Source organism: Pseudomonas sp. S2_C11, from assembly GCF_054668395.1.
In genome coordinates, this window is record NZ_CP162765.1 from 4,283,850 (window position 1) to 4,306,433 (window position 22,584).

At 61.2% G+C, this 22,584-nt stretch carries 14 protein-coding genes and 1 pseudogene; 8 read left to right on the forward strand and 7 right to left on the reverse strand.

What is annotated here, in order from left to right:
- Nucleotides 1-55 precede the first annotated feature (55 nt).
- From AB4N48_RS19455 to AB4N48_RS19470, 4 genes are all read right to left on the reverse strand, one after another.
- Nucleotides 56-523 carry a VUT family protein gene (locus AB4N48_RS19455; RefSeq protein WP_016771544.1) on the reverse strand — a complete coding sequence of 156 codons (468 nt, stop codon included), beginning with the start codon at nucleotides 521-523 and terminating at the stop codon, nucleotides 56-58.
- Between the two features lie 154 nt (nucleotides 524-677).
- A complete protein-coding gene (locus AB4N48_RS19460; protein WP_039759143.1) occupies nucleotides 678-893 on the reverse strand; it encodes a DUF1289 domain-containing protein in 216 nt (71 codons plus the stop codon).
- Complete coding sequence (locus AB4N48_RS19465; protein ID WP_016771546.1) at nucleotides 890-1,414, reverse strand: gamma carbonic anhydrase family protein; 525 nt, start codon at nucleotides 1,412-1,414, stop codon at nucleotides 890-892. Before AB4N48_RS19465 ends, AB4N48_RS19460 begins: the two co-directional genes overlap by 4 nt.
- An 80-nt stretch (nucleotides 1,415-1,494) precedes the next feature.
- Nucleotides 1,495-2,052 (reverse strand): CoA pyrophosphatase, encoded by a 558-nt coding sequence (locus tag AB4N48_RS19470; protein ID WP_460094188.1) that lies wholly within the window; start codon nucleotides 2,050-2,052, stop codon nucleotides 1,495-1,497.
- Nucleotides 2,053-2,199: 147 nt separating this feature from the next.
- On the opposite strand from AB4N48_RS19470, the gene AB4N48_RS19475 reads away from it, so the two are divergent.
- The 8 genes and pseudogenes from AB4N48_RS19475 to AB4N48_RS19510 all read left to right on the forward strand — a co-directional run bounded on the left by AB4N48_RS19475 (nucleotide 2,200) and on the right by AB4N48_RS19510 (nucleotide 16,781).
- Nucleotides 2,200-2,751, forward strand: a complete 552-nt coding sequence (locus AB4N48_RS19475) for an NUDIX hydrolase (RefSeq protein ID WP_150636236.1) — start codon at nucleotides 2,200-2,202, stop codon at nucleotides 2,749-2,751.
- Between the two features lie 76 nt (nucleotides 2,752-2,827).
- Nucleotides 2,828-3,343, forward strand: a complete 516-nt coding sequence (locus AB4N48_RS19480; protein WP_217852193.1) for a L,D-transpeptidase family protein — start codon at nucleotides 2,828-2,830, stop codon at nucleotides 3,341-3,343.
- Between the two features lie 283 nt (nucleotides 3,344-3,626).
- A complete protein-coding gene (locus AB4N48_RS19485) occupies nucleotides 3,627-4,358 on the forward strand; it encodes a GntR family transcriptional regulator (protein ID WP_051600384.1) in 732 nt (243 codons plus the stop codon).
- Between the two features lie 56 nt (nucleotides 4,359-4,414).
- Nucleotides 4,415-5,497: pseudogene (gene nagA, locus AB4N48_RS19490) on the forward strand (N-acetylglucosamine-6-phosphate deacetylase); the annotation flags it as partial.
- A 15-nt stretch (nucleotides 5,498-5,512) separates the two neighbouring features.
- The gene (locus AB4N48_RS19495) at nucleotides 5,513-6,523 is read left to right on the forward strand and encodes an SIS domain-containing protein (protein ID WP_460095570.1); all 1,011 of its coding nucleotides are present in this window, start codon (nucleotides 5,513-5,515) and stop codon (nucleotides 6,521-6,523) included.
- Nucleotides 6,524-6,675: 152 nt separating this feature from the next.
- Nucleotides 6,676-9,189, forward strand: coding sequence for a phosphoenolpyruvate--protein phosphotransferase (gene ptsP, locus AB4N48_RS19500; RefSeq protein ID WP_460094189.1), 2,514 nt, complete (start codon nucleotides 6,676-6,678; stop codon nucleotides 9,187-9,189).
- A 23-nt stretch (nucleotides 9,190-9,212) separates the two neighbouring features.
- Nucleotides 9,213-10,928: an N-acetylglucosamine-specific PTS transporter subunit IIBC gene (gene nagE, locus AB4N48_RS19505; protein ID WP_460094190.1), complete on the forward strand. Its 1,716-nt coding sequence runs from the start codon at nucleotides 9,213-9,215 to the stop codon at nucleotides 10,926-10,928.
- 129 nt (nucleotides 10,929-11,057) lie between these two features.
- Nucleotides 11,058-16,781, forward strand: a complete 5,724-nt coding sequence (locus AB4N48_RS19510) for a membrane-targeted effector domain-containing toxin (RefSeq protein ID WP_460094191.1) — start codon at nucleotides 11,058-11,060, stop codon at nucleotides 16,779-16,781.
- Nucleotides 16,782-16,838: 57 nt separating this feature from the next.
- Here AB4N48_RS19510 and AB4N48_RS19515 read toward each other — a convergent pair whose 3' ends face one another.
- From AB4N48_RS19515 to purL, 3 genes are all read right to left on the reverse strand, one after another.
- Complete coding sequence (locus AB4N48_RS19515) at nucleotides 16,839-17,198, reverse strand: DUF6124 family protein (RefSeq protein ID WP_406228332.1); 360 nt, start codon at nucleotides 17,196-17,198, stop codon at nucleotides 16,839-16,841.
- Between the two features lie 930 nt (nucleotides 17,199-18,128).
- Nucleotides 18,129-18,440: a YqfO family protein gene (locus tag AB4N48_RS19520; protein WP_041479517.1), complete on the reverse strand. Its 312-nt coding sequence runs from the start codon at nucleotides 18,438-18,440 to the stop codon at nucleotides 18,129-18,131.
- A 5-nt stretch (nucleotides 18,441-18,445) separates the two neighbouring features.
- Entirely contained in the window at nucleotides 18,446-22,342 is a 3,897-nt protein-coding gene (gene purL, locus AB4N48_RS19525) for a phosphoribosylformylglycinamidine synthase (protein WP_056783101.1), read from the reverse strand.
- Nucleotides 22,343-22,584: the final 242 nt, after the last annotated feature.

The window sequence follows — 22,584 nt, forward strand, 5'->3', positions numbered from 1 at the left end:
TGCGCTTTCCATGGGGAGAAAGCGCGGCATTTTACATGAACCCGAGGGTTTGGCTTCAGCTGGCGACAGCCTGTTTGCGATCGCGCCAGGCCATGATCAGCCAGACGGCGGTGACGCCGGCGAACTTCGAGGCCAGCGCGGTGATGATCACCGGCGGCGTCAAGGCGTCGATCATGCCGAAAAAGATGAAGGTATCCAGCGGAATGCTCAGCGCCGAACTGATCCATAGACGGTCGCGCAATGGCCGCTTGGTGATGCTGAACACCAGCCAGTCGATGCACTCGGAGACCGCGAACGCCGTGGCGCTGGCGAGCGCGATGGAAGGGTCGGAGGTAATGTAGGAAAGCACCAGCGCCGCCAGCATCGCCACGATCGCGCCATGACCGAAGCGCGTTTGCACCATGTCGCGCAGCACGAACACCAGCCCGCCCCAGGCCGACCAGATGATGTCCAGGTGCGGTGCGGTGGAAAAGGCGAAGTTGATCAGCACGACGCTGCTGATGTAGGCGATGAGGAAGATCATGGAGGCGGCCTGTCGATTTGGCGCACAGGTTACTTGAGCGCTGGTATTGCGCCAATAGGTGCGGTCACAGGCCCGACGTCTTCGCGAGCAGGCTCGCTCCCACAGTGGAACGCATTTTCAAGGTGGGAGCGAGCCTGCTCGCGAAAGCGGTGGTTCAGACGCCTGACTTCGCGGGAATCATCCAGACCAATCCACTCGCCTTCGCCCGTTCATGACACAACCCCAGCACCACGCGGCGCTCGTCATTGTTCATGCGGCCCCAGCGGGTGATCTCCGCGACCGTGCGCTGGCACCCGGTACAAACGTCATCTTCGTCCAGCGCGCAGATATTCACGCACGGCGAGGCGACTGGTCGTTCAACAGTCGTCATTGTTCCTGCTCGACCAGATCGCGGGCGTAACGCTGCGAGTTATGCACATAGTGCGCGGCGCTGGCTTCGAGCATCTTTTTCTGCGCCTCGGTCAGTTCACGCACTACCTTGCCCGGCGAGCCCATCACCAGCGAACCGTCGGGAATTTCCTTGCCTTCGCCGATCAGGGAATTGGCGCCGATGATGCAGTTCTTGCCGATCTTCGCGCCATTGAGAATCACCGCGTTGATGCCGATCAGACTGTAATCGCCGACCGTGCAGCCGTGGAGCATCGCGTTGTGGCCGATGGTCACGCCGGTACCGATGGTCAGTGGATAGCCCATGTCGGTGTGCATCACCGTGCCATCCTGCACGTTGCTGTTCTTGCCGATGAGGATCAGTTCGTTGTCGCCGCGCAATACGGCGTTGAACCAGACGTTGGCGCCCTCTTCCAGGCGGACCTTGCCCACCAGTACGGCATTGGGCGCGACCCAGCTCTGTGGATGGGTTTCGACACGGGCGTCGCCCAGGCGGTATTTCATTTTGTTTTCCTCGGGCTCACGGCCGTTCGAACGACGGTTCAGGTATCGATAAAACTTTTCGGCGGTCGGTGCAGGCTGATTTAGGCGTCATAGAGCAGGTTGATCAACTCGACGATCATGATCGCCGTCAGGCCCCAGATCTTGTACTCGCCGTAGCGATAGCTCGGCACGTACCAGCTGCGGCCCTGATAGTCGATGCGATGGGTATGCTCGCGCGGGTCCTTGCGGAAGAATTCCAGCGGTACGCTGAAGACGGCGGCGATCTCGGCATCGTTGGGCTGGTATTCGACAAAGTCGGGAATCACCCCGACATACGGCGTTACCTTGATGCCGTGCAGGGAAATCAGCGGACTCAGCGGGCCGATGACTTCGACCAGACCCGGCGGCAGGCCGATTTCTTCTTCGGCTTCGCGCAGCGCGGTGAAGATCAAGTCCGGGTCTTCCGGGTCGCGGCGCCCTCCGGGGAAGGCGACCTCGCCGCCGTGGGTCGAAAGCCCGCTGGCGCGCAGGGTCAGGACCAGTTCCGGTTCGTCACTGCGGGTGATCGGCACCAGCACGGCGGCTTCGGGAAAACGTGCGTCGGTCTCCAGCGTGCGCGGTGTGTGGTTGCTTACCCTATGCAGTAGCTCGTCCAGCATGAGTGTTCTCGATCGGTGCCTTGCTCCGCATCATGCACCAATCAAAGCGAGCGCCCAAGCCCCCGAAACCCGTCGTGTCGCGAAACGACAACTTGCCGACCGGCCCCGCTGCACGCCAAGATAGGCGCAGCATTCAGGAACCCGAGCATGAAATTTTGCAGCCACTGCGGTAACCCGGTCACCCAGCGCATTCCCGAAGGCGACTCGCGGCTGCGATTTGTCTGCGACAGCTGTCAGACCATTCACTACCAGAATCCCAATATCGTCGCCGGTTGCGTGCCGACCTGGGGGACGAAAGTGCTGCTCTGCCGCCGCGCCATCGAGCCGCGTCTCGGTTACTGGACGCTACCTGCCGGCTTCATGGAAAACGGCGAGACCATCGAGCAGGCCGCCATCCGCGAAACGGCTGAAGAAGCCTGCGCCCGGGTGCGCAACCTGAGCATTTACACGCTGATCGACGTGCCGCACATCAGCCAGGTGCATGTGTTCTTTCGCGCCGAACTGGCCGATCTGCAATACGCGGCCGGGCCGGAAAGCCTTGAAGTGCAACTGTTCGAAGAAGCCGACATTCCTTGGGACGAGCTGGCTTTCCGCACGGTCGGGCGTACTCTGGAATGCTTCTTTGCTGATCGGCGCAGCGAGATTTACCCGGTGCGTTCGGAGTCGATTCCGCCACTGGTGCAACCTGCGATCACTTGAGCTTCGCGGCACCCTGCCGATAACCACACCTGCATCTATCAATATGTGTCTGCGTCATTCTTGGGGAATCGTTTCAATGCGTTGGTTGCTTGCCCTGTTCTGCCTGTCGTTCGTCAGCGTTTCGCAAGCGTCATTCGTGACCACCGTGACGCCCTCGAACACTCCACTGATCGAAAAAGTCCTGGTACTCAAATCAGCCCATCAACTGCAGTTGATTGCCGACGGCAAGCCGCTGAAGACCTATCGCATTTCCTTGGGCAAGGGCGCGAAGAAAGGCCCGAAACTGATCGAGGGTGACAAACGCACACCCGAAGGTTTCTATTGGATCGACTGGCGCAAGACCAGCGAGAAATTCAACCTGTCGATGCACATCTCCTACCCGAACATCAGCGATGCCGCCCGCGCGCGCCGTGAAGGCGTCGAGCCTGGCGGCATGATCATGATCCACGGCACTCCGGACTCGGCAGACAACCCGGAGCAGTTGTTCCATACCCTCGACTGGACCGACGGCTGCATCGCCATGCGCAACGTCGACATGCGTGAAGTGTGGAATCTGGTACCGGACGGCACGATGATCGAGATTCGCCCGTAACCTCGACCGCTGGTCACCCGCAAAAAAAATAAATCAAAAGATCGCAGCCTGCGACGGCGCCTACAGGGGTGATACCACTCTCAACTGTAGAAGCTGTCGCAGGCTGCGATCTTTTGCTTTTTATAGGCCATCACTAATACCACTTGAAACACTGCTCCCTGAAAACCGCCAATCCATTGGGTCAGACGCCAGTTCATCGCGTTGACATGGTATTCAAGTGGTATTAGCTTCCGTCGCACAAGCGAGCCACAACAATCCTATACTCGCGACGGAAACGACCTACATGAACGACCTTCAAACCCTACGTCCCGATGACTCCCAGCCGACGCCGCTGTACTTGCAACTGGCGCGCAATCTGGAAGCGGCGATTCATGCCGGGCAGTGGAAGGCCGAACAGGCGATGCCGTCCGAGCGCAACCTCAGCGACCAGCTCGGCATTTCCCGGGTCACCGCACGCAAGGCGCTGGAGGTCTTGCTTGAGCAAGGCCTGATCCGCCGCCTGCAAGGCTCGGGCACGTTCATCACCCCACGCCTGGAACAACCACTGTCGCGTCTTTCCGGCTTCAGCGAAATGCTGCGCCTGAAAGGTTTCGTGCCGAGTTCGAAATGGCTGGAGCGGGAGATCACCCTCCCAACCCACGAAGAACTGATCCGCCTCAGCCTGTCGCCGAATGACAAGGTGGCGCGCATGAAGCGCCTGCGCAAAGCCGATGACACGGTCATGGCGATCGAAATGAGCACCCTGCCCGCGTCGATCATGCCCAGGCCGCAAGCGGTGGGCGATTCGCTGTACGAATACCTCGACGGCATCGGCAAACCGATCGTCCGCGCCCTTCAGCACATCCAGGCAATCAACGCCTCGGACGAATTCGCCGCACTGGTCGGTATCGCCCCCGGCACCGCCATGCTGCTGATGACCCGGGTCGGCTATCTGGAAGACAACACACCGATCGAAGTCACCGACACCTATTGCCGCAATGACTACTACGACTTTGTTGCAGAGCTTCGTAGATAAAGAGCTTCGTAGATAAAGAGCCGCGTCGCTGAGCGCGGCCTCAAGCGAGAACGAAAATGTCCGAAGACAACATCCTCACCGCCAGCGGCTGGGTTCGCGGCCGGCTGATTCACGAACACGGCAAGATCGTGTCGATCGAAGGCGTGCCCTGCGATCCGGCCGCTAACGATCTGCCCTATCTGCTGCCGGGTTTCATCGACCTGCATGTGCACGGCGGCGGTGGCAAAGACATTATGGAAGGCGCCGACGCCTTCGAAACCATCAGCAAAACCCACGTGCGTTTCGGCACCACCTCGCTGTTGGCCACGACCATGACTGCGCCGAGCGCGGAGATCTCCAGCGTCCTCAAAGAGGTAGGAGAATTCTGCGAACAGCGTCCGAAAGGCGCCGCGCGAGTCCTCGGCGTGCACCTTGAAGGCCCTTACATCAACCCGGGAAAACTCGGTGCTCAACCGAACTTCGCCCACACCGCGTTGATGGCCGAGGTTGAAGAGTATCTGGCGCTGGCGCCGATCCGCGTCATCACCATTGCCCCGGAAATCGCCGGTCACGATGCATTGATTCGCGAACTCAGCAGCCGTGGCATCCGCATGCAGATCGGCCACACCCTCGGCAGCTACGAGGAAGGCGTCGCCGCGCTGGCTGCCGGTGCCAGCAGTTTCACCCATCTCTATAACGCCATGAGCCCGCTGCATCACCGCGAGCCGGGCATCGTCGGCGCGGCACTGGCGCACGCCAAATACGCCGAGCTGATTCCCGATCTGCTGCACGTGCACCCCGGCGCCATCCGCGTGGCCCTGCGTTCGATCCCGTGCCTGTATTGCGTCACCGATTCGACCGCCGCCGCCGGCATGCCCGACGGTGAATACAAGCTTGGCAGCCACACCGTGACCAAATGCCTGGGCGGCGTGCGTCTGCCCGACGGCACGCTGGCCGGCAGCACCCTGACCATGGATCAGGCCCTGCGCAATCTGGTGAAGATCGGTTTGCCGATCGCCGAAGCCTCGCAGCGTCTGTCGCAATTTCCCGCCGACTACCTCGGCATCACCGAACGCGGGCGCCTTGCCCCCGGCGCCTGGGCCGACTGCGTGCGGCTCGATCGCTCACTCACACTGACCGCCGTCATGGTCGAAGGAGAAGACATTGACTTCAAAATGCTTGAAGAGGCGCTGTCCTCGTTCGAGGCCGTGCAAGCCCAGTTGCAACAACTCGACGCGCCGATGATCGAGATCGCCGGGCGCCTGCGCCGCCAGCCACCGCAAGTGGCGATGACCGTCGCCCGTGGCAGTTCCGACCACGCGGCGAGCTACTTCGCTTACCTGACCATGCAGCAACTGGGTGTACCGGTGGCGTCGTTGCCGATGTCGGTGGTGACCATGCAGCAGGCGCCGCTGAAAGTCAGCGGTCAGGTCGCCTTTGCGTTTTCGCAGTCGGGGCAGAGCCCGGATCTGGTCAACAGCCTGCGCCTGTTGCGCAAGCGTGGCGCGCTCAGCGTGTCGATGGTTAACGCTGCCGACTCGCCACTGGAGGCGGCTTGTGAATTCAGCCTGCCGCTGCTCGCCGGGACTGAAAGCAGCGTCGCTGCGACCAAAAGCTTTATCGCCACCCTCAGCGCCAGCGCGCGTTTGATCGCGCACTGGAAAGAGGACAGCGAATTGCTGCAAGCCCACGATGCGCTGCCAGAAGGCCTGCGCGAAGCGGCGAAACAGGACTGGAGCTTGGCCATCGAAGCCCTGCGCGATTGCGAGCGCCTGATGGTGATCGGCCGTGGCGCCGGTTTCGCCATTGCCCAGGAAGCGGCGCTGAAATTCAAGGAAACCTCGGCGATTCAGGCCGAAGCGTTCAGCAGCGCCGAAGTCCGTCACGGCCCGATGGCATTGATCGACGAACACTATCCGCTGCTGGTATTCGCCCCACGCGGCGCCGAGCAGGCCGGCCTGCTCAGCCTCGCGGCAGAGATGCGTCAACGCGGCGCCCGGGTCTTGCTCGCCGCGCCGGATGACGTCAGCGAACGCGACCTGACCCTGAGCCGCGCCGAACACCCGGCCCTCGACCCGATTCTGGCGATCCAGAGTTTCTACGTGATGGCCGCAGGCCTGGCCGTGGCGCGGGGCATGGACCCGGATCAGCCGCGCCATTTGAGCAAAGTGACCCGCACGCACTGATAGCCGTTGACGGATGTACTCCCTGTAGGAGCTGCCGAAGGCTGCGATCTTTTGTTTTTTTCACGTAGCGAAAAAACAAGATCAAAAGATCGCAGCCTTCGGCAGCTCCTACAGGGGACATCGAACCGAGATTCAACTGATGAGACCCAGCCATGCCCGACAACAATAAAGAGCTGACCCTCAGCGCCCCGCTCAGCGGCCCGGTGCTGACGCTCGCCAACGTCCCGGACGCGGTGTTCGCCAGTGGCGCGATGGGCGACGGCATCGCCATCGACCCGCTCAACGACACGCTGTATTCGCCCTGCGCCGGCGTGGTCATCCACGTCGCGCGCAGCAGCCATGCGGTGACTGTGCGCGCCGACAACGGCGCGGAAATCCTCCTGCATCTGGGTCTCGACACCGTTGAATTGAACGGTGAAGGTTTCGCCATGCTGGTCAAGGAAAGCGATCGCGTCAGCCTCGGTCAGCCGCTGCTGCGCTATGACCTGGACAAGGTCGGCCAGCACTGCAAAAGCCTGGTCAGCCTGTTGATCCTGACCAACAGCGCGGATTTTCAGGTGCGGCCGATCACCCTCAAAACAGTGAAAGTCGGCGAGCCGCTGCTGCACATCATCGCGCGCAATGTGGTGGCGGCGAATACCGATACAAGCGGCGGGCCTGAGGTTCGTGGCCAAGCGCGGGTCGCTCATCGCGGCGGCTTGCATGCGCGCCCGGCTGCGCTGATCCGCCAGACCGCCCAGGGCTTCAACAGCCATTCACAGCTGCACTTCAACGGTAAATCGGCGCCGTGCAACAGCCTGATCGGTTTGATGGGTCTGGCCATTGGCGAGCAGGATGAGGTGCACGTCAGTTGTCAGGGGCCGGACGCCGATGCCGCATTGCAAGCTCTGCTCAGCGCATTGGCCACGGCGCTGCCGGATGATCATCACGCGCAAGCGCCGACCACCACAGCCGCGCTGAAACGCCCGGCCGAGGCTGGCGTGTTGCACGGTGTATGCGCGGCGCCGGGGCTGGTCGCCGGGCCGTTGTTTCGCTTGAACGCGATCACCTTGCCGGCGGATGCGGGCAACCACGATCCGGTGCAACAGCAGCCGATTCTTGAAGCGGCATTGAACGCGGTGCGCAGCGAAATCGCCGCCACCCTCGCCCAGGCGAAAAAGCACAAGAACGCCGACGAAGAAGCGATCTTCGCCGCACACATGGCGCTGCTCGAAGACCCGGCCCTGCTCGACGCCGCGCAGCAATTCATCGCGCAAGGCACCGCTGCGACGCACGCCTGGAGTCAGTCGATCGACACCCAGTGCGACATGCTCCAAGGCACCGGCAGTCCGCTGCTGGCCGAACGTGCCAACGATTTGCGCGACCTCAAGCAACGCGTCCTGCGCGCTCTGCTTGGCGAGGCCTGGGGATACCAGGTTCCGGCCGGCGCCATCGTCGCCGCCCATGAACTGACGCCGTCGGATCTGCTGCAACTCAGCGCGCAAGGTGTCGCCGGGTTGTGCATGGCCGAGGGCGGCGCGACCTCCCACGTAGCGATTCTGGCGCGCGGCAAAGGTCTGCCGTGCCTCGTCGCTTTGGGCGCGCAATTGCTAGAGCAACCGCAAGATCAGGCCGTAGTGCTCGACGCTGACGGCGGGCGCCTCGAATTGACGCCAAACGCCGAGCGCCTGAGCGAAGTGCAACAGGCACAAATCGAGCGCCGGCAGCGCCGCGACAGCCAACAGGCCAAAGCCCATTTGCCCGCTGAAACGCGCAATGGCGTGCACATCGAAGTGGTCGCCAATGTCGCCTCAAGCAACGAAGCGGCAGACGCTTTTGCCAACGGTGCCGATGGCGTCGGCCTGTTGCGCACCGAGTTTCTCTTCGTCGATCGCCAGACGGCACCGGACGTCGAAGAACAGCGCAGCGCCTATCAAGCGGTGATCGATGCCATGGGCGACAAGTCGGTGATCATCCGCACCATCGACGTCGGAGGCGACAAGCAACTCGACTACCTGCCACTGCCCGCCGAGGCCAACCCGGTGCTCGGATTGCGCGGCATTCGTCTGGCGCAGGCGCGCCCGGAAATTCTCGATCAGCAACTGCGCGCGCTGTTGCAGGTCAAGCCGTTGCCGCGTTGCCGGATTCTGTTGCCGATGGTCACCGAGGTCGACGAGCTGCTGCACATCCGCCAGCGCGTCGATGCCTTATGCCTTGAGCTGGGGATTACCGAGCGCCCGGAGATCGGCGTGATGATCGAAGTCCCCGCCGCCGCGCTGCAAGCCGAGCAACTGGCCGAACACGCCGACTTCCTCTCGATCGGCACCAACGATCTGTCGCAATACACCCTGGCCATGGACCGCGACCACGCCGGGCTGGCGGCGCGGGTCGATGCCCTGCACCCGGCGTTGCTGCGCCTGATCGCCATGACCTGCGAGGGTGCGGCAGTACACAAGCGCTGGGTTGGTGTCTGCGGCGCCCTCGCCTCCGACCCGTTGGCCACGCCGGTGCTGATCGGCCTGGGCGTCACTGAACTGTCGGTGAGCCCGGTGCAGATCGGTGAAATCAAGGAACGCGTGCGTCAGCTGCATGAAGCCGAATGTCAGCGCCTGAGCCGCGACTTGCTCAAGCTGTCCAGCGCCGCCGCCGTTCGCCACGCCTGTCATCAACATTGGCCTCTGCGCTAACAAAAACAAAAAGGACAAACGCCATGTACCAACTCTTCATCGAAGGCCTGCAACGCCTGGGCCGCGCGCTGATGCTGCCGATCGCGATCCTGCCGATTGCCGGCCTGCTGCTGCGCCTGGGCGACACGGATCTGTTGAACATCGCGATCATTCACGATGCCGGGCAAGTGATCTTCGCCAACCTGGCGATGATCTTTGCCATCGGCATCGCCGTCGGTTTCGCCAAAGACAACAACGGCACCGCCGGCCTGGCCGGAGTGATCGGTTATCTGGTGATGATCTCCACGCTCAAGGTGCTCGATGCGAGCATCAACATGGGCATGCTCGCCGGGATCGTCAGCGGCCTGATGGCCGGTGCGCTGTACAACCGCTTCAAGGACATCAAGCTGCCGGAGTATCTGGCGTTCTTCGGTGGCCGGCGTTTCGTGCCGATTGTCACCGGTTTTGCAGCGGTGGCGCTGGGCGTGCTGTTCGGCTATATCTGGCCGCCGATCCAGCAGGGCATCAATGCGTTCGGCGCGCTGATGATGGAAAGCGGCAGCATCGGCGCCTTCGTCTTCGGCGTGTTCAACCGCCTGCTTATCGTCACTGGCCTGCACCACATCCTCAACAACATGGCGTGGTTCGTCTTCGGCAACTTCACCGACCCGACCACTGGGGCATTGGTGACCGGCGATCTGTCGCGTTATTTCGCCGGCGATCCGAAGGGTGGGCAGTTCATGACCGGCATGTTCCCGATGATGATCTTCGGCCTGCCCGCCGCGTGCCTGGCGATGTATCGCAACGCGTTGCCGGAGCGGCGCAAGGTGATGGGCGGGATCTTCCTGTCGATGGCGCTGACCTCGTTTCTGACCGGTGTGACCGAGCCGATCGAATTCGCCTTCATGTTTCTCGCGCCGTTGCTGTTCCTTCTGCACGCGCTGCTGACCGGGCTGTCGATGGCGATCACCAACGCCCTGAACATTCATCTGGGCTTCACCTTTTCCGGTGGTTTCATCGACATGATTCTCGGCTGGGGCAAGTCGACCAATGGCTGGCTGGTGGTGCCGGTCGGGCTGGCTTACGCGGTTATTTATTATCTGGTTTTCGACTTCTGTATTCGCCGCTTCAACCTGAAGACGCCGGGGCGCGAAGACGTCGCCAGCGCCGAAAAAGCCGTGCTCTCGGAAACCGAACGCGCCAGTGCGTATATCAAAGCCTTGGGCGGCGCCGAGAATCTGCTCACCGTCGGCGCCTGCACGACCCGACTGCGCCTGGAGATGGTCGATCGCAACAAGGCCTCGGATGCCGAGCTGAAAGCGCTGGGCGCGATGGCGGTGGTGCGCCCGGGCAAGGGCGGCAGCTTGCAGGTCGTGGTCGGGCCGTTGGCTGACAGCATTGCCGATGAGATTCGCTTGGCCATGCCTGCGCTGGGCCGTACAACTTTGGCAGAAACCGTAGTAGTTGCCGATGTGCCGACGACTGTTGCGCTTACCCGCAACGAGGCGCAGCAATGGCTGAATGCACTGGGCGGTCGCGACAATGTGCTGCAACTCGATTGCATCGCCATGACCCGTATTCGCCTGCAACTGGCCGATGCCAAGGCGCCGTCCGAGGCGCAGCTCAAAGCGCTCGGCTGCCTGGGTGTCAGCCGGTTGGACGGTGGCGTCTGGCATTTGCTGGTGGGGGACAAGGCCGCGAGTTTGAGTGGCGCGATCGAGGCGTTGCTGAGTCGCGGGGAGGTCAGCGCGCAGGTTTGATCTGCGCGGGTGGCGGGAGGGCTGGAGCGGGCGCCGAAAATACGGCACGCGCACGATACATGAATACCACCCTCCTCCACGCCCTGCTCGCCATGCTGGCCCTTCATCCCCAGCATGGAAATCGTGCCCATGAGCACCCCCAACGCACCCACACCCGATGAGCTCAAAAACGATCTCAACCAGATCGGTCGTCTTCTCTTCAACACCGAAACCCCGCTGTTGCCCGAGCACAAACCGAGCACCGAGCAGGCTCATCTCAAACGCCTCGAAGAGCAGCTGAAAACCTATCGCGACGGCTATCTGCAACGCAGCCGCGCGCTCTATCAGGCGCTGGCAACCACCGACCTGCAGAGCGAGGCAGGCAAGCAACTGATCGCCACGCTGAAGGTGCGCCTCAACACGCAACTGATCAACATGGATCTGCGTGACGAGATCGACGGCAAAGCGGCCAAAACCTTCCTCAAATACGACGCCGGTTTCACTGCGCTTGAGTACGAGGCGAAACAGGCCGTCACCGATCGCCTGCTGCACCCACAGGCCGGCGAGCTGATACAGAAACTGGCACTCGGCCCGCTGTTGCGTCCGGCCATGTATGCGTTGCAGTTCACTTATCAGCAAACCACTGTCGAGCTGGCCGGGGCCTTTGTTGTGACGCAAAAAGACACCCCGAAAGTAAGCGATCTGTTGACCGACCAGAACGCTGGCTTCGTCGTGTTGTTCACACCGGCCAGGGGCCTGGAGCTGTTCAGTTCCCTGGCTGATCTCGATGCCCATCTGCTCAAGACCATGCAGCACAGCATCAGCCGTGGCGAATTGATGCAGCTGCTGCCCAGCCGCTACCACGATGTCGGTACAGCGGGAATCTGGCCATTGCAGCTGGCGCCCATCGACAGCAAACCGCTGTTCGAACACATCTACGATGCCTTGATCGAAAAGCGCACCCTGGATATCGAACATGCATTGAGTTTCGCCGCCAATCCGCAGCAGGATGCCGCTGTATTGATCGCCGAGCTGGAGCGCGCCATCGGCGCTGCGCTGCCGGATCTCACCCCGCGCCTGGCACTTCAGGCACAAACCCTGTTCGAGCGGCATTTGCGCAACAGCGCCCCGGACTGGTACCGCAGCGCCGACGCCGCCAAGCGGGCCGAACTGGCGTTGCACCTGGGCAACTACAATCAGGCCCGGCAAAACCTGCTTGACCTGATGGGTCCGGCGGTCAGCCTGATGGCCGTGGCCCGCCACCAATGGCTGGAACGGCTGAGTGATGATCTGCAAATCGACGACCTGGAACCGGACAAGCTGCAGATCATTACGGATCGGCAGGTCCCCGGATTCGGCGCTTATGTGCACAAGAGCAATTTGCTCGAGCTGACCTTGCGCGGCCCGCACACCGGCGATGAGTTACCAGGCTCGGCGTTTCTCAGCCACACCCGGCTGACTTACAACGACCTGCCGTTATCCGACGAGTACGCGGACGTAACGCCCGCCTGGGTGATCAAGCAGGCACTGGAGCTGGAACCGCGCGTCGACTTCGCACGCTTGCAAACGCAGATGCAGGCGAGATCCGCGATCAAACCTGCGATCGAGCAGATGCTCGATCAGCGCATCGTCGCGCTCGCCCATGCCGCAGCGCTGCAAGGGCACCTGCTCGACGGCGATCTGCAAATGCTCCAGCGCCTGCGTAACGGCAGCGATCCACAGCTGCGCGCCGCCACCCTGTCTTTGCACGGCGCCCAGCTGCAGGATCTTTGGGTGCTGCGTCAGACCGACGAATCCGGTGCGATCCGCCGCCTGCTGCTCTGCACACCGCAGGCGCCCCGTGAACGCCAGTTCGAGGCGTTCGACAGCGAGCGCCAATTGCAGACCCATCTCTTGGGTTGGGCCAAGCAGAATGACGCCGCCGAAAGCATGGCCGGCTATCTGATCAGCCGCGCGCCGATGCGCTTTCGTTCGACCCTGCGCAAGGTGTTGTCGGGGCTGAGCCTGAAGCCGGAAGCAGCAGAGCACCAGAAAGTCACGTTCGACCACCTCGGCAACCATCTCGATTGCCTCAAAGCGATGGCTGAACACATGCTCGCCACACGCATCGACGACTACGATTTCAGCACCCCGGTGTGGTATCGCTCGACCACTGCGGCCAATCGCCGAAAACTCTCGACCCTGAGCGACGACGCCGAGGGGGCTTTGCGCGCGTTCAATCAGCATCCGCTGTCGGGCGGACGTTTTCAGGCGTTTGACGATTTCGTGCATGCGCAAGCGAAGATCAGCCTGAACCGCTTGCTCAAACGCCCTGCCAATGACGTCGATCCGGACACCGTCTGGGCCTATTCGCCAAAGTCGATCGTGCCCTCATGGACGCCGAAACCGCTGACCTATACCCGGCTGTATCGCGACGGCTATGCCGACGGCGTCGGTTTTCTCGACCAGAAATTCTCACGCTCGGCGCGCTTCAAAGGTCCGACAGGCGTCGATATCAGTAGCCTGACCGCGCAGAATGTAGCCCGCTCGGTCACGGGGGTCTGGATCGGCAAACGCTATACCGACAAAGTCAAAAACGAGCTGCAGGATTCGAAAAGCGAAGGCTACGCGTTCCGACGCAACGCGACGCTGGCCATCACTCAGCGCCAGATGCAGAGCGCCGCGCTGGAATGCCAGCTGCAAGGACATATCGCCAGCAGCGACCTGCAATGGCTGCAGCAAAGCATCAGCAGCATGGATCAAACGTCGGGGCAGACCCGGACGAAATACCCGATCCACCGGTTGATGATCGACGGCGAATGGGTGATCGATGCCTGGTTGTTCAGCCATGGCGGCGATCCGGTCCTGCTGTATACGCCGGACGCACCGGACGGCGTGCGTTTTCGCGAAGCGCGCCTGTTCAATTACCTGCTGCTGCAGTCCGGCATGATCGAGTACCTGACCCAGCGGGTGGGTGTCAGTGCCCAGACCCGGGTGCGCACGTACCTGGAAAACATCCGCAAGAAACTGCCCAAAGACCTCAACAGAACCAGCCCCAGCCCCGCCCGTTATGACTCGATGCGCCCGGCCGACGCCGTCAGCGACCTGCGTACCGCGCTCTACGACATGAAGTTGCAACGGCGGATCGACAACGTCCATGCCACGACCACCAGTCGCGCCGAAATGATCGCCGGCCTGATCTGGACGAGCGTCGAATGGGTCGCTGCCATCGCCACCGCGCCGTTCCCGCTGTTGAGCCTGAGCACCGGCCTGTTGCTGGCCTTCAAGGACGCGATGCTCGCCCTGCATGCCTATCGTCAGGGTAATAACAACGAAGCGTTCCGGCACTTGCTCGGTTATCTGTTCAACAGTGCTGGCGCGGTGCTGACGGATCTGCGTCCGGCGCTGCGTTCACTCAAGCCCGTCCGGCGCCCGTTGCGTCGGGCTGTCACCACCGTTGGCGACGAGCAAGAGGATCTTCTGCCATTGATCGACCAAATGGCGACCGAACCGGTCCGCGACGATATGCATGCCGTCGTTTTCAGAGGGCAGTCGTATTACGCCAGCACGACCCCGGACGCACTCGGCCGTTATTTGCTCTACCGCCCGGATCCGAATGGCTCCGGACTGCTTTCGACCGGCATTCTGACCGTGCGCAACTCCGACGGAGTGATGGTGCGCAGCGGCCTGTCCGGCGGTGCACCAAAATACGAAGCCGTGCCCGATACACCCGGCCCGCATAAGGACTATGGAGTCGCGATCAAGTACCGGGATCTCGTTGAAGAGTTGCTGGACCCGCAATCGCGACGACGAATGCTCCAGGAGGGCGAGCATTACATGGGCTTCTCACCCCAGGTCATCCTGGTCAACGTGGTCGACAAAATGGCCAGCATGCGCCAAGCCTATCTGCAACAGGTGGAAAAACTCACCACGGACGCCACGCGCCATTTTGCCCAACTCGCACCGCTGCCCGCTCGCGCCGAAGTGCCGGCGGTTGCCGCCAACACCTCATTCGCACAGTTGATTGCCAGCGATGCATTCGCCGCAAAGAATCTGGTCATCGGTGCACAGCCGGGCTCTATCGCCAGCAAACAGGCACTGATCGAAAATCTCGACGTGCTTTTGGAGAACGGCTACAAGCACCTCTTCCTCGAATACCTGCCGGGAGACGTATTTCATCTCAAACTGGAAAAATTCAACAAGGGAGAATCCTGGCGCCATATCAAGAAACATCTGAAAGCGCTCGATAAAGCCATGGGCCATGAGCCAGACGCGCCTTTCTCTTACCTGGCGCTGGTGCGCAAGGCACGGGAAAAAGGCATGAGCATTCATGCGCTGGACGGCTCGACCAGTTATCAACTCGAAGGGATCATGGTGATGTCCAGGCTCTCGCCTTTGACCCCGCGAAACAACCGCATCAGAAACTTTTATTCGCACAAGGCGCTTGCCACCGATATGGCCGAGATCGGCGAAGAGCGCTGGATTGCCCTGACCGAGCAGTCGCGCATGACCACGTTCGACAACACCCCGGGCCTGGCCGACCTCCACGAGGCCGTTGCCGTGCGTATTGAAGACATCGACTTGTACCAACCCGCACGCATAAGCAGGGACGCGCCCGGTGCCATCGCGGGAGACGCGACAGCGCAAGGTGATTACCTCGTACAGATGCCGAGTGCCTACAAGGCACCTCTACCTGTCTCCAAGCCGCCCGCCGCAGCTAGCGCCGTTGAACATTTCAGCGAGTTCGATATTGCTTCGCCACTGCGCGACGATATTGCTGAAATGTTGCATCATCCCAACTCCATGCACTCGAGTTACACCCCGACAATACCCAGTGAAAGAACGGCCTACGAGGCTTTCATAGCCCAGCGCAACCGGCTGGAAAAAACCGCCAGGGACGCTTTTACCGACTACGTCCCACCCGATGCGCCGATCCTGCCGGTGCTCACCGCCGACTGCACATTCGAAGCTTTTTTGCGGCAATTGACCGACGGACGTCTGAATCTGCTGATCGGCGAAGCCCACGTCGATGTAGCGAGCAAAGCGCTGCTGAAAAAGCACATGAAAGCCCTTAAGCAAGCCGGTTATGACACGTTGTACGTCGAGCACCTGCTCACCGACCTGCACCAGGCCGATCTCGACACTTTTCTGCGTACCCAGCGCATGCCCGACAGGCTCAAGGCTTATCTGCATCGTCAGGATCAAGGGCAGATGCCGAATTACACAGGGAACGATACGTACACGGCGGTCTGTCAGGCGGCGGCCAAATACAACATTCGCATCAGAGCCCTCGATTGCACGGCGTCCTATCACCTCAAGGGCGTGTATGACGAACACGTCTCGCGAAACGAGATGTTCAGCTATTTTGCAACCCAAGTGATCGAGGCTGATCAATTGGCCAACGGGCCGCATAAATGGGTGGCCTTCATCGGCAGTGCGCATACCAATTACAACCTCGGTGTGCCAGGTCTGGCCGATACACTGTCCGCCGTCAGCCTGCACGTGCGCGACACAGCCCCTGAACTGGCCCGGGATATTCACCGTGGGTCGTGGGAATTTGTCAGCGGCAAGCACGAGGCCAACGTCAGGGCTTTGAGCAGCGATTTTGTGATGGAGGTGGCCGTCCCCGGAACGAAAAAGCCTGCTGCGACGCCTTCTGTCAGTCGCAGCAAACTGACCGAACCCGGAAACTTCCTTATAGAAAATGCAGACACCCGCAACGCCAGCGTGGTGCATAAATCCAGGTCCGGCGAGATCGTTGAGACGCCGATTCAGATCAATGACAAGGGTCTGTTCTTCGTTGATCGCTGGGAGAAAAAAGATCAGACCTTCACCTACCTGCGCACGTTGATCGACATGCTCGTCACAGACGTGAAGCTGACACAGGTGACGTGACGCCCGGGCAATTGCACGTTGTGGAAAACCACTGGGCTTGAAGGCCCAGTGGTTTTTTCATGCCTGAGGATCCACCCGATCCAGCGCACGGTTCACCGCCAGCTCAGCGAGCATGATGATCTGCTGAATCGCCAGCGCCGTATTGCGCTGCGGTCGCCCCAACTGATCAGCGAAATCACTGGCCAGGGTGTTGGCTGAAGCGAGGGATTCACAGGCATGGGCGAGCAGGGTTTCGGTATCGATTTGCGGCTGGATGAGGAACATGGTGCTGGGCGGGTGCGCCTTGCCAGGTTGCGGGCACAGGTAAAAATCCAGAGCCCGCTTGATCGCTTCGCGGTTTTTCGCGAGGTCGTCGGCGCGGATGGTTTGTTCGAGGGGGGTGGGTTCGTATGGTGGATCGGGAACGATTTTATCCACAATGCTTCTCCTGCTGATGCTGATGGACAGCCATCGATCGCCGGATCTCACGCGGCGGATAGGTGGCAGCTATGTGCGAGGTGAGATCCACCGGAGCAGGCAACCGGCCAGACCGAAGTCTGCCCGCACACAGCCGCCATAAAGCAGGCAGCAGATTGAGCTGGCGCCAATTATCGTGGTGCTGGCGCCAGTTGCAAGCTATCCGGGGATCTCACTCCCGATCGCTGATTCGCAGCGACGGGAAAAGACTAGAGATCGCACGTCCGACGGACAACCTGAAAACCTTGTGGGAAGGTTCTGCGAACTCAGATACCGCTTTAAACACACTCCAGATCGCCACCCTCACCCTAGCCCTCTCCCAGAGGGGAGAGGGGACTGACCGAGTTGTTCAGGCGAGGTACGCCGACGTGAAAGTCCGAGTTGAACTCAGGATTTGCAAACCACACAAAATCGGCCCCCTCTCCCTCGGGAGAGGGCTGGGGTGAGGGGCAGCAACAACACAAATCAAAAGCCGGACACACACGCTTTTCACCACTCAATAGGCCGAGTGTCAGCTCGCCTGCTCTTGATCTTGATCCACCGGCGACGTCGGAAGGCTGAGTGGAGGGATTGATCCGGGCGTGGGAGCGTAGCGACCGTTCGACGAAGTCGAACACAGCGGAAGGAGGTGCAGCGAAGCAAACCGGAGCCGCTGCGCCCGGATCAGTCCCGAAACGAAGGAACCCGAGCCTGCGAGGGCCGAACGCAGGAGCAAGCCTTTTGGGTTACCTTTTTGGCGTTTGAAAAAGGTGACTCGCCGTAAGGGCGAAACCGCGAGCCGCCACACCCGAAGCAACGGATATTCACCCAAATCCAAATAAAACCAAGGCCAACAAAAAACCCGCAGACAATCCCTCATCTGCGGGTTTCCCGTTCAAGCAGCAAAGAAGATCAGAAATCCTCCAGCCGCCACACCTCATAAGCCGGCGTCTCATACGGATGACTGAGCTTCAACGCCGCCACAACAGCCACAATCAACTCATCCGCGACAACAAGCTCAACCTTCCATTCCTCAACCCGCTCAACCTGCCCCGCCTGACCGACAAACGGCTGACTGCCATCCAACGGTCGAAACTGACCAGAGCCAAGCACCTGCCACGCACAGTGGTCATAGTCACCGATCCGCCCACCACCGGCAGCGAACACAGCCCCTTTGACCACCTCGACATGACTGTCAGGAACAAAAAACGCCAGCTTGTACACAGGCCTTAGTTCACCCAGACGCGCGCATTACGGAACATGCGCATCCAAGGAGCATCCTCGGTCCAGTCTTCCGAACGCCACGAGTTCTGCACCGCGCGGAACACACGCTCCGGGTGCGGCATCATGATCGTCACGCGACCGTCACGGCTGGTCAGACCGGTGATCCCGCGCGGCGAGCCGTTCGGGTTGGCCGGGTAGGCTTCGGTGACCTTGCCGTGGTTGTCGACAAAACGCATCGCCACGCAACCGGACAGATCGGCTTCCAGCAGTGCTTCTTCGCTGGCGAACTCGGCATGCCCTTCACCGTGGGCGATGGCGATCGGCATGCGCGAACCGGCCATGCCCTGCAGGAAGATCGAATTCGATTCCTGGATCTGCACCATCGCTACCCGCGCTTCGAACTGCTCGGAGCGGTTGCGCACGAAGTGCGGCCAGAACTCGCTGCCCGGGATCAGCTCGTGCAGGTTGGACATCATCTGGCAACCGTTGCACACGCCCAGCGTGAAGCTGTCGTTACGTTCGAAGAAGCCCTGGAACGCATCGCGGGCGCGGCTGTTGAACAGCGCCGACTTGGCCCAGCCTTCACCGGCGCCAAGCACGTCGCCGTAGGAGAAACCGCCGCAGGCCACCAGGCCTTTGAACTCGTTGAGGTCGACACGACCGGCGAGGATGTCACTCATGTGCACGTCGATCGCGCTGAAACCGGCGCGGTCGAACGCGGCAGCCATTTCCACCTGACCGTTGACGCCCTGCTCACGCAGCACGGCAACCTGTGGGCGGATGCCTTTTTTGATGTAAGGCGCGGCGATGTCCTGATTGACGTCGTAGCTGAGCTTGACGCTCAGGCCCGGATTGTCTTCTTCCAGAAGCGCGTCGAATTCCTGCTCGGCGCAGTCGGCGTTGTCGCGCAGACGCTGGATCTGGTAGCTGGTTTCGGCCCACTGACGCTGCAGCAGACGACGCTGGCCTTCAAACACGGTGTCACCGTTGAAGGTGATGTTGATCTGGCCATTGTTGATCGGCTGACCGATCACCGACACGCAGTCGCCCAGACCGGCGGCGCTGAACTGCGCGAGGATGTCCGGGGTGGCGTCCTGGCGAACCTGGATCACTGCGCCGAGTTCTTCGTTGAACAGGATCGCGGCGATTTCCGAAGCGGATTCGGCAACGCTGTCCAGGTTCAGGCTCAGACCGCAGTGGCCGGCGAAGGCCATTTCCACCACGGAGGTCAGCAGACCACCGTCGGAACGGTCGTGGTAGGCCAGCAGGTGACCGTCGGCATTGAGGCCCTGGATCACCGCGAAGAAGGCTTTCAGGTCTTCAGCGTCATCGACGTCCGGCGCATGCTTGCCGAGTTTGCCGTGGACCTGCGCGAGGATCGATGCACCCATGCGGTTCTGGCCGCGACCGAGGTCGATCAGGATCAGGTCGGTGGTGCCCTTGTCCATGCGCAGTTCCGGGGTCAGGGTCTGACGGATGTCAGCCACTGGCGCGAAACCGGTCACGATCAGCGACATCGGCGAGGTGACGGTCTTGTCTTCGCCGTTGTCATTCCAGCGCGTGGCCATGGACATCGAGTCCTTGCCCACCGGAATGGTGATGCCCAGCTCAGGGCACAGCTCCATGCCGACCGCTTTCACGGTGTCGTACAAACGCGCGTCTTCGCCCGGGTGACCGGCCGCCGACATCCAGTTCGCCGACAGTTTGATGTCGGAGAGCTTGTTGATGCGCGAGGCAGCAATGTTGGTGATGGTTTCGCCGATGGCCATGCGGCCCGATGCCGGCGCGTCCAGCAGAGCCAGCGGAGTACGCTCGCCCATCGCCATGGCTTCACCGGTGTAGACGTCGAAACTGGTGGCGGTGACGGCAACGTCGGCCACCGGCACTTGCCATGGGCCTACCATCTGGTCACGGGCGACGAGGCCAGTGATGGTGCGGTCGCCGATGGTGATCAGGAAGCTTTTGCTGGCCACGGCCGGATGATGCAGAACGCGTTCGATGGACTCGCTGATGTCGAGGTTCGACGGATCGAAGTCATCGCCCAGCTCGGCTTCACGAACCACCGAACGGTGCATGCGCGGCGCCTTGCCCAGCAACACTTCCAGCGGCATGTCCACCGGGTTGTTGCCGAAGTGGCTGTCGGTGACGGTCAATTGCGGTTCGGCAGTGGCTTCCCCGACCACGGCAAACGGGCAACGCTCGCGTTCGCAGATCGCCTGGAAGCGCTCGAAATCTTCCGGGCCGACCGCCAGCACGTAACGTTCCTGGGATTCGTTGGACCAGATTTCGTGCGGGGCCATACCCGGCTCGTCGTTTGGAATGTTGCGCAGTTCGAAACGGCCACCGCGATCGCCGTCGTTGACCAGTTCCGGGAAAGCGTTGGACAGACCGCCCGCGCCAACGTCGTGAATGAAGCTGATCGGGTTCTTGTCGCCCAACTGCCAGCAACGGTCGATGACTTCCTGGCAACGACGCTCCATTTCAGGGTTTTCACGCTGTACCGAAGCGAAATCCAGGTCTGCCGAGCTGGTGCCGGTGGCCATGGAGGAAGCCGCGCCGCCACCGAGACCGATCAACATCGCCGGGCCGCCGAGCACGATCAGCTTGGAGCCGACGACGATCTCGCCTTTCTTGACGTGTTCTTCACGGATGTTGCCCATGCCGCCAGCGAGCATGATCGGCTTGTGGTAACCGCGAACTTCGTCACCGTGCGGGGTGGTGATCGATTGTTCGAAGGTACGGAAATAGCCGGTCAGGGCCGGACGGCCGAATTCGTTGTTGAACGCAGCGCCGCCGAGCGGGCCTTCGATCATGATGTCCAGCGCGGTGACGATGCGCTCAGGCTTGCCGTACGGCACTTCCCACGGCTGTTCGAAGCCTGGGATCTGCAGGTTGGAGACGGTAAAACCGGTGAGGCCGGCCTTGGGCTTGGCGCCACGACCGGTTGCACCTTCGTCACGGATCTCGCCACCGGAACCGGTGGATGCGCCCGGGAACGGAGCAATCGCGGTCGGGTGGTTATGGGTTTCAACCTTCATCAGGATGTGCACCGGCTCCTGCACCGCGCCGTACTGGCGGGTTTCAGGGTTCGGGAAGAAGCGGCCGGCAACGTTGCCGACAATCACCGAAGCATTGTCCTTGTAAGCGGACAGCACGCCTTCGCTGTGCATCTGATAGGTGTTCTTGATCATGCCGAACAGGCTTTTTTCCTGGCTCTGGCCGTCAATGTCCCAACTCGCGTTGAAGATCTTGTGGCGGCAGTGCTCGGAGTTGGCCTGGGCGAACATCATCAGTTCGATGTCGTGCGGGTTGCGCCTCAGACCGTTGAAGGCGTTGACCAGATAGTCGATCTCGTCTTCGGCCAGGGCCAGGCCCAGCTCGGTGTTGGCCTTTTCCAGCGCGGCGCGGCCGCCACCGAGGATGTCGATGGCGGTCAGCGGCTTCGGCTCGGCGTGGCTGAACAGTCCGGCGGCCTGCTCGAGGTTGGCCAGCACGATCTGGGTCATGCGGTCATGCAGCGCGTCCGAAATCAGCTGGGCTTCGGCTTCGCTGAACTGCCCTGCAACATAGAAGGCGATACCGCGTTCCAGGCGCTGGATCTTGCTCAGGCCGCAGTTGCGGGCGATGTCGCTGGCCTTGCTCGACCACGGCGAGATGGTGCCGAAACGCGGCAACACCAGAAACAGACGACCGGTCGGCTCTTGAACCGGAACACTTGGGCCGTACTTCAGAAGGCGCGCTAGCACCTGCTGTTCGTCGCCGGTCAGGACGCCGGTGACTTCGGCGAAGTGAGCGAATTCAGCATACAGGCCACTGACAGCTGGAACCTTCTGGCTCAGTTGCTCAAGGAGTTTGCTGTGGCGAAAGGCAGAAAGGGCAGGAGCGCCGCGCAGGATCAACATCTTCGGGACAGCCTCGGGAAGGGGTGTGCTTTGAGGCCGTGCATTCTAGCCTAAACCGACCTCAACATCACCCGAAACGCTACGCACGGTTGCACTCGGGTAGCAATCTGTGTTTCTGCCTTCGGGGTCAGGTAAATCGAGCGTTTCAGCATGGCTTATTTTTACTGTAACAAAATGCCCTGAAGGCCCGTATTCAAGGGATTTCGCTCGGATTTGTGATCGCTAGCAGACTAGTCCTACGC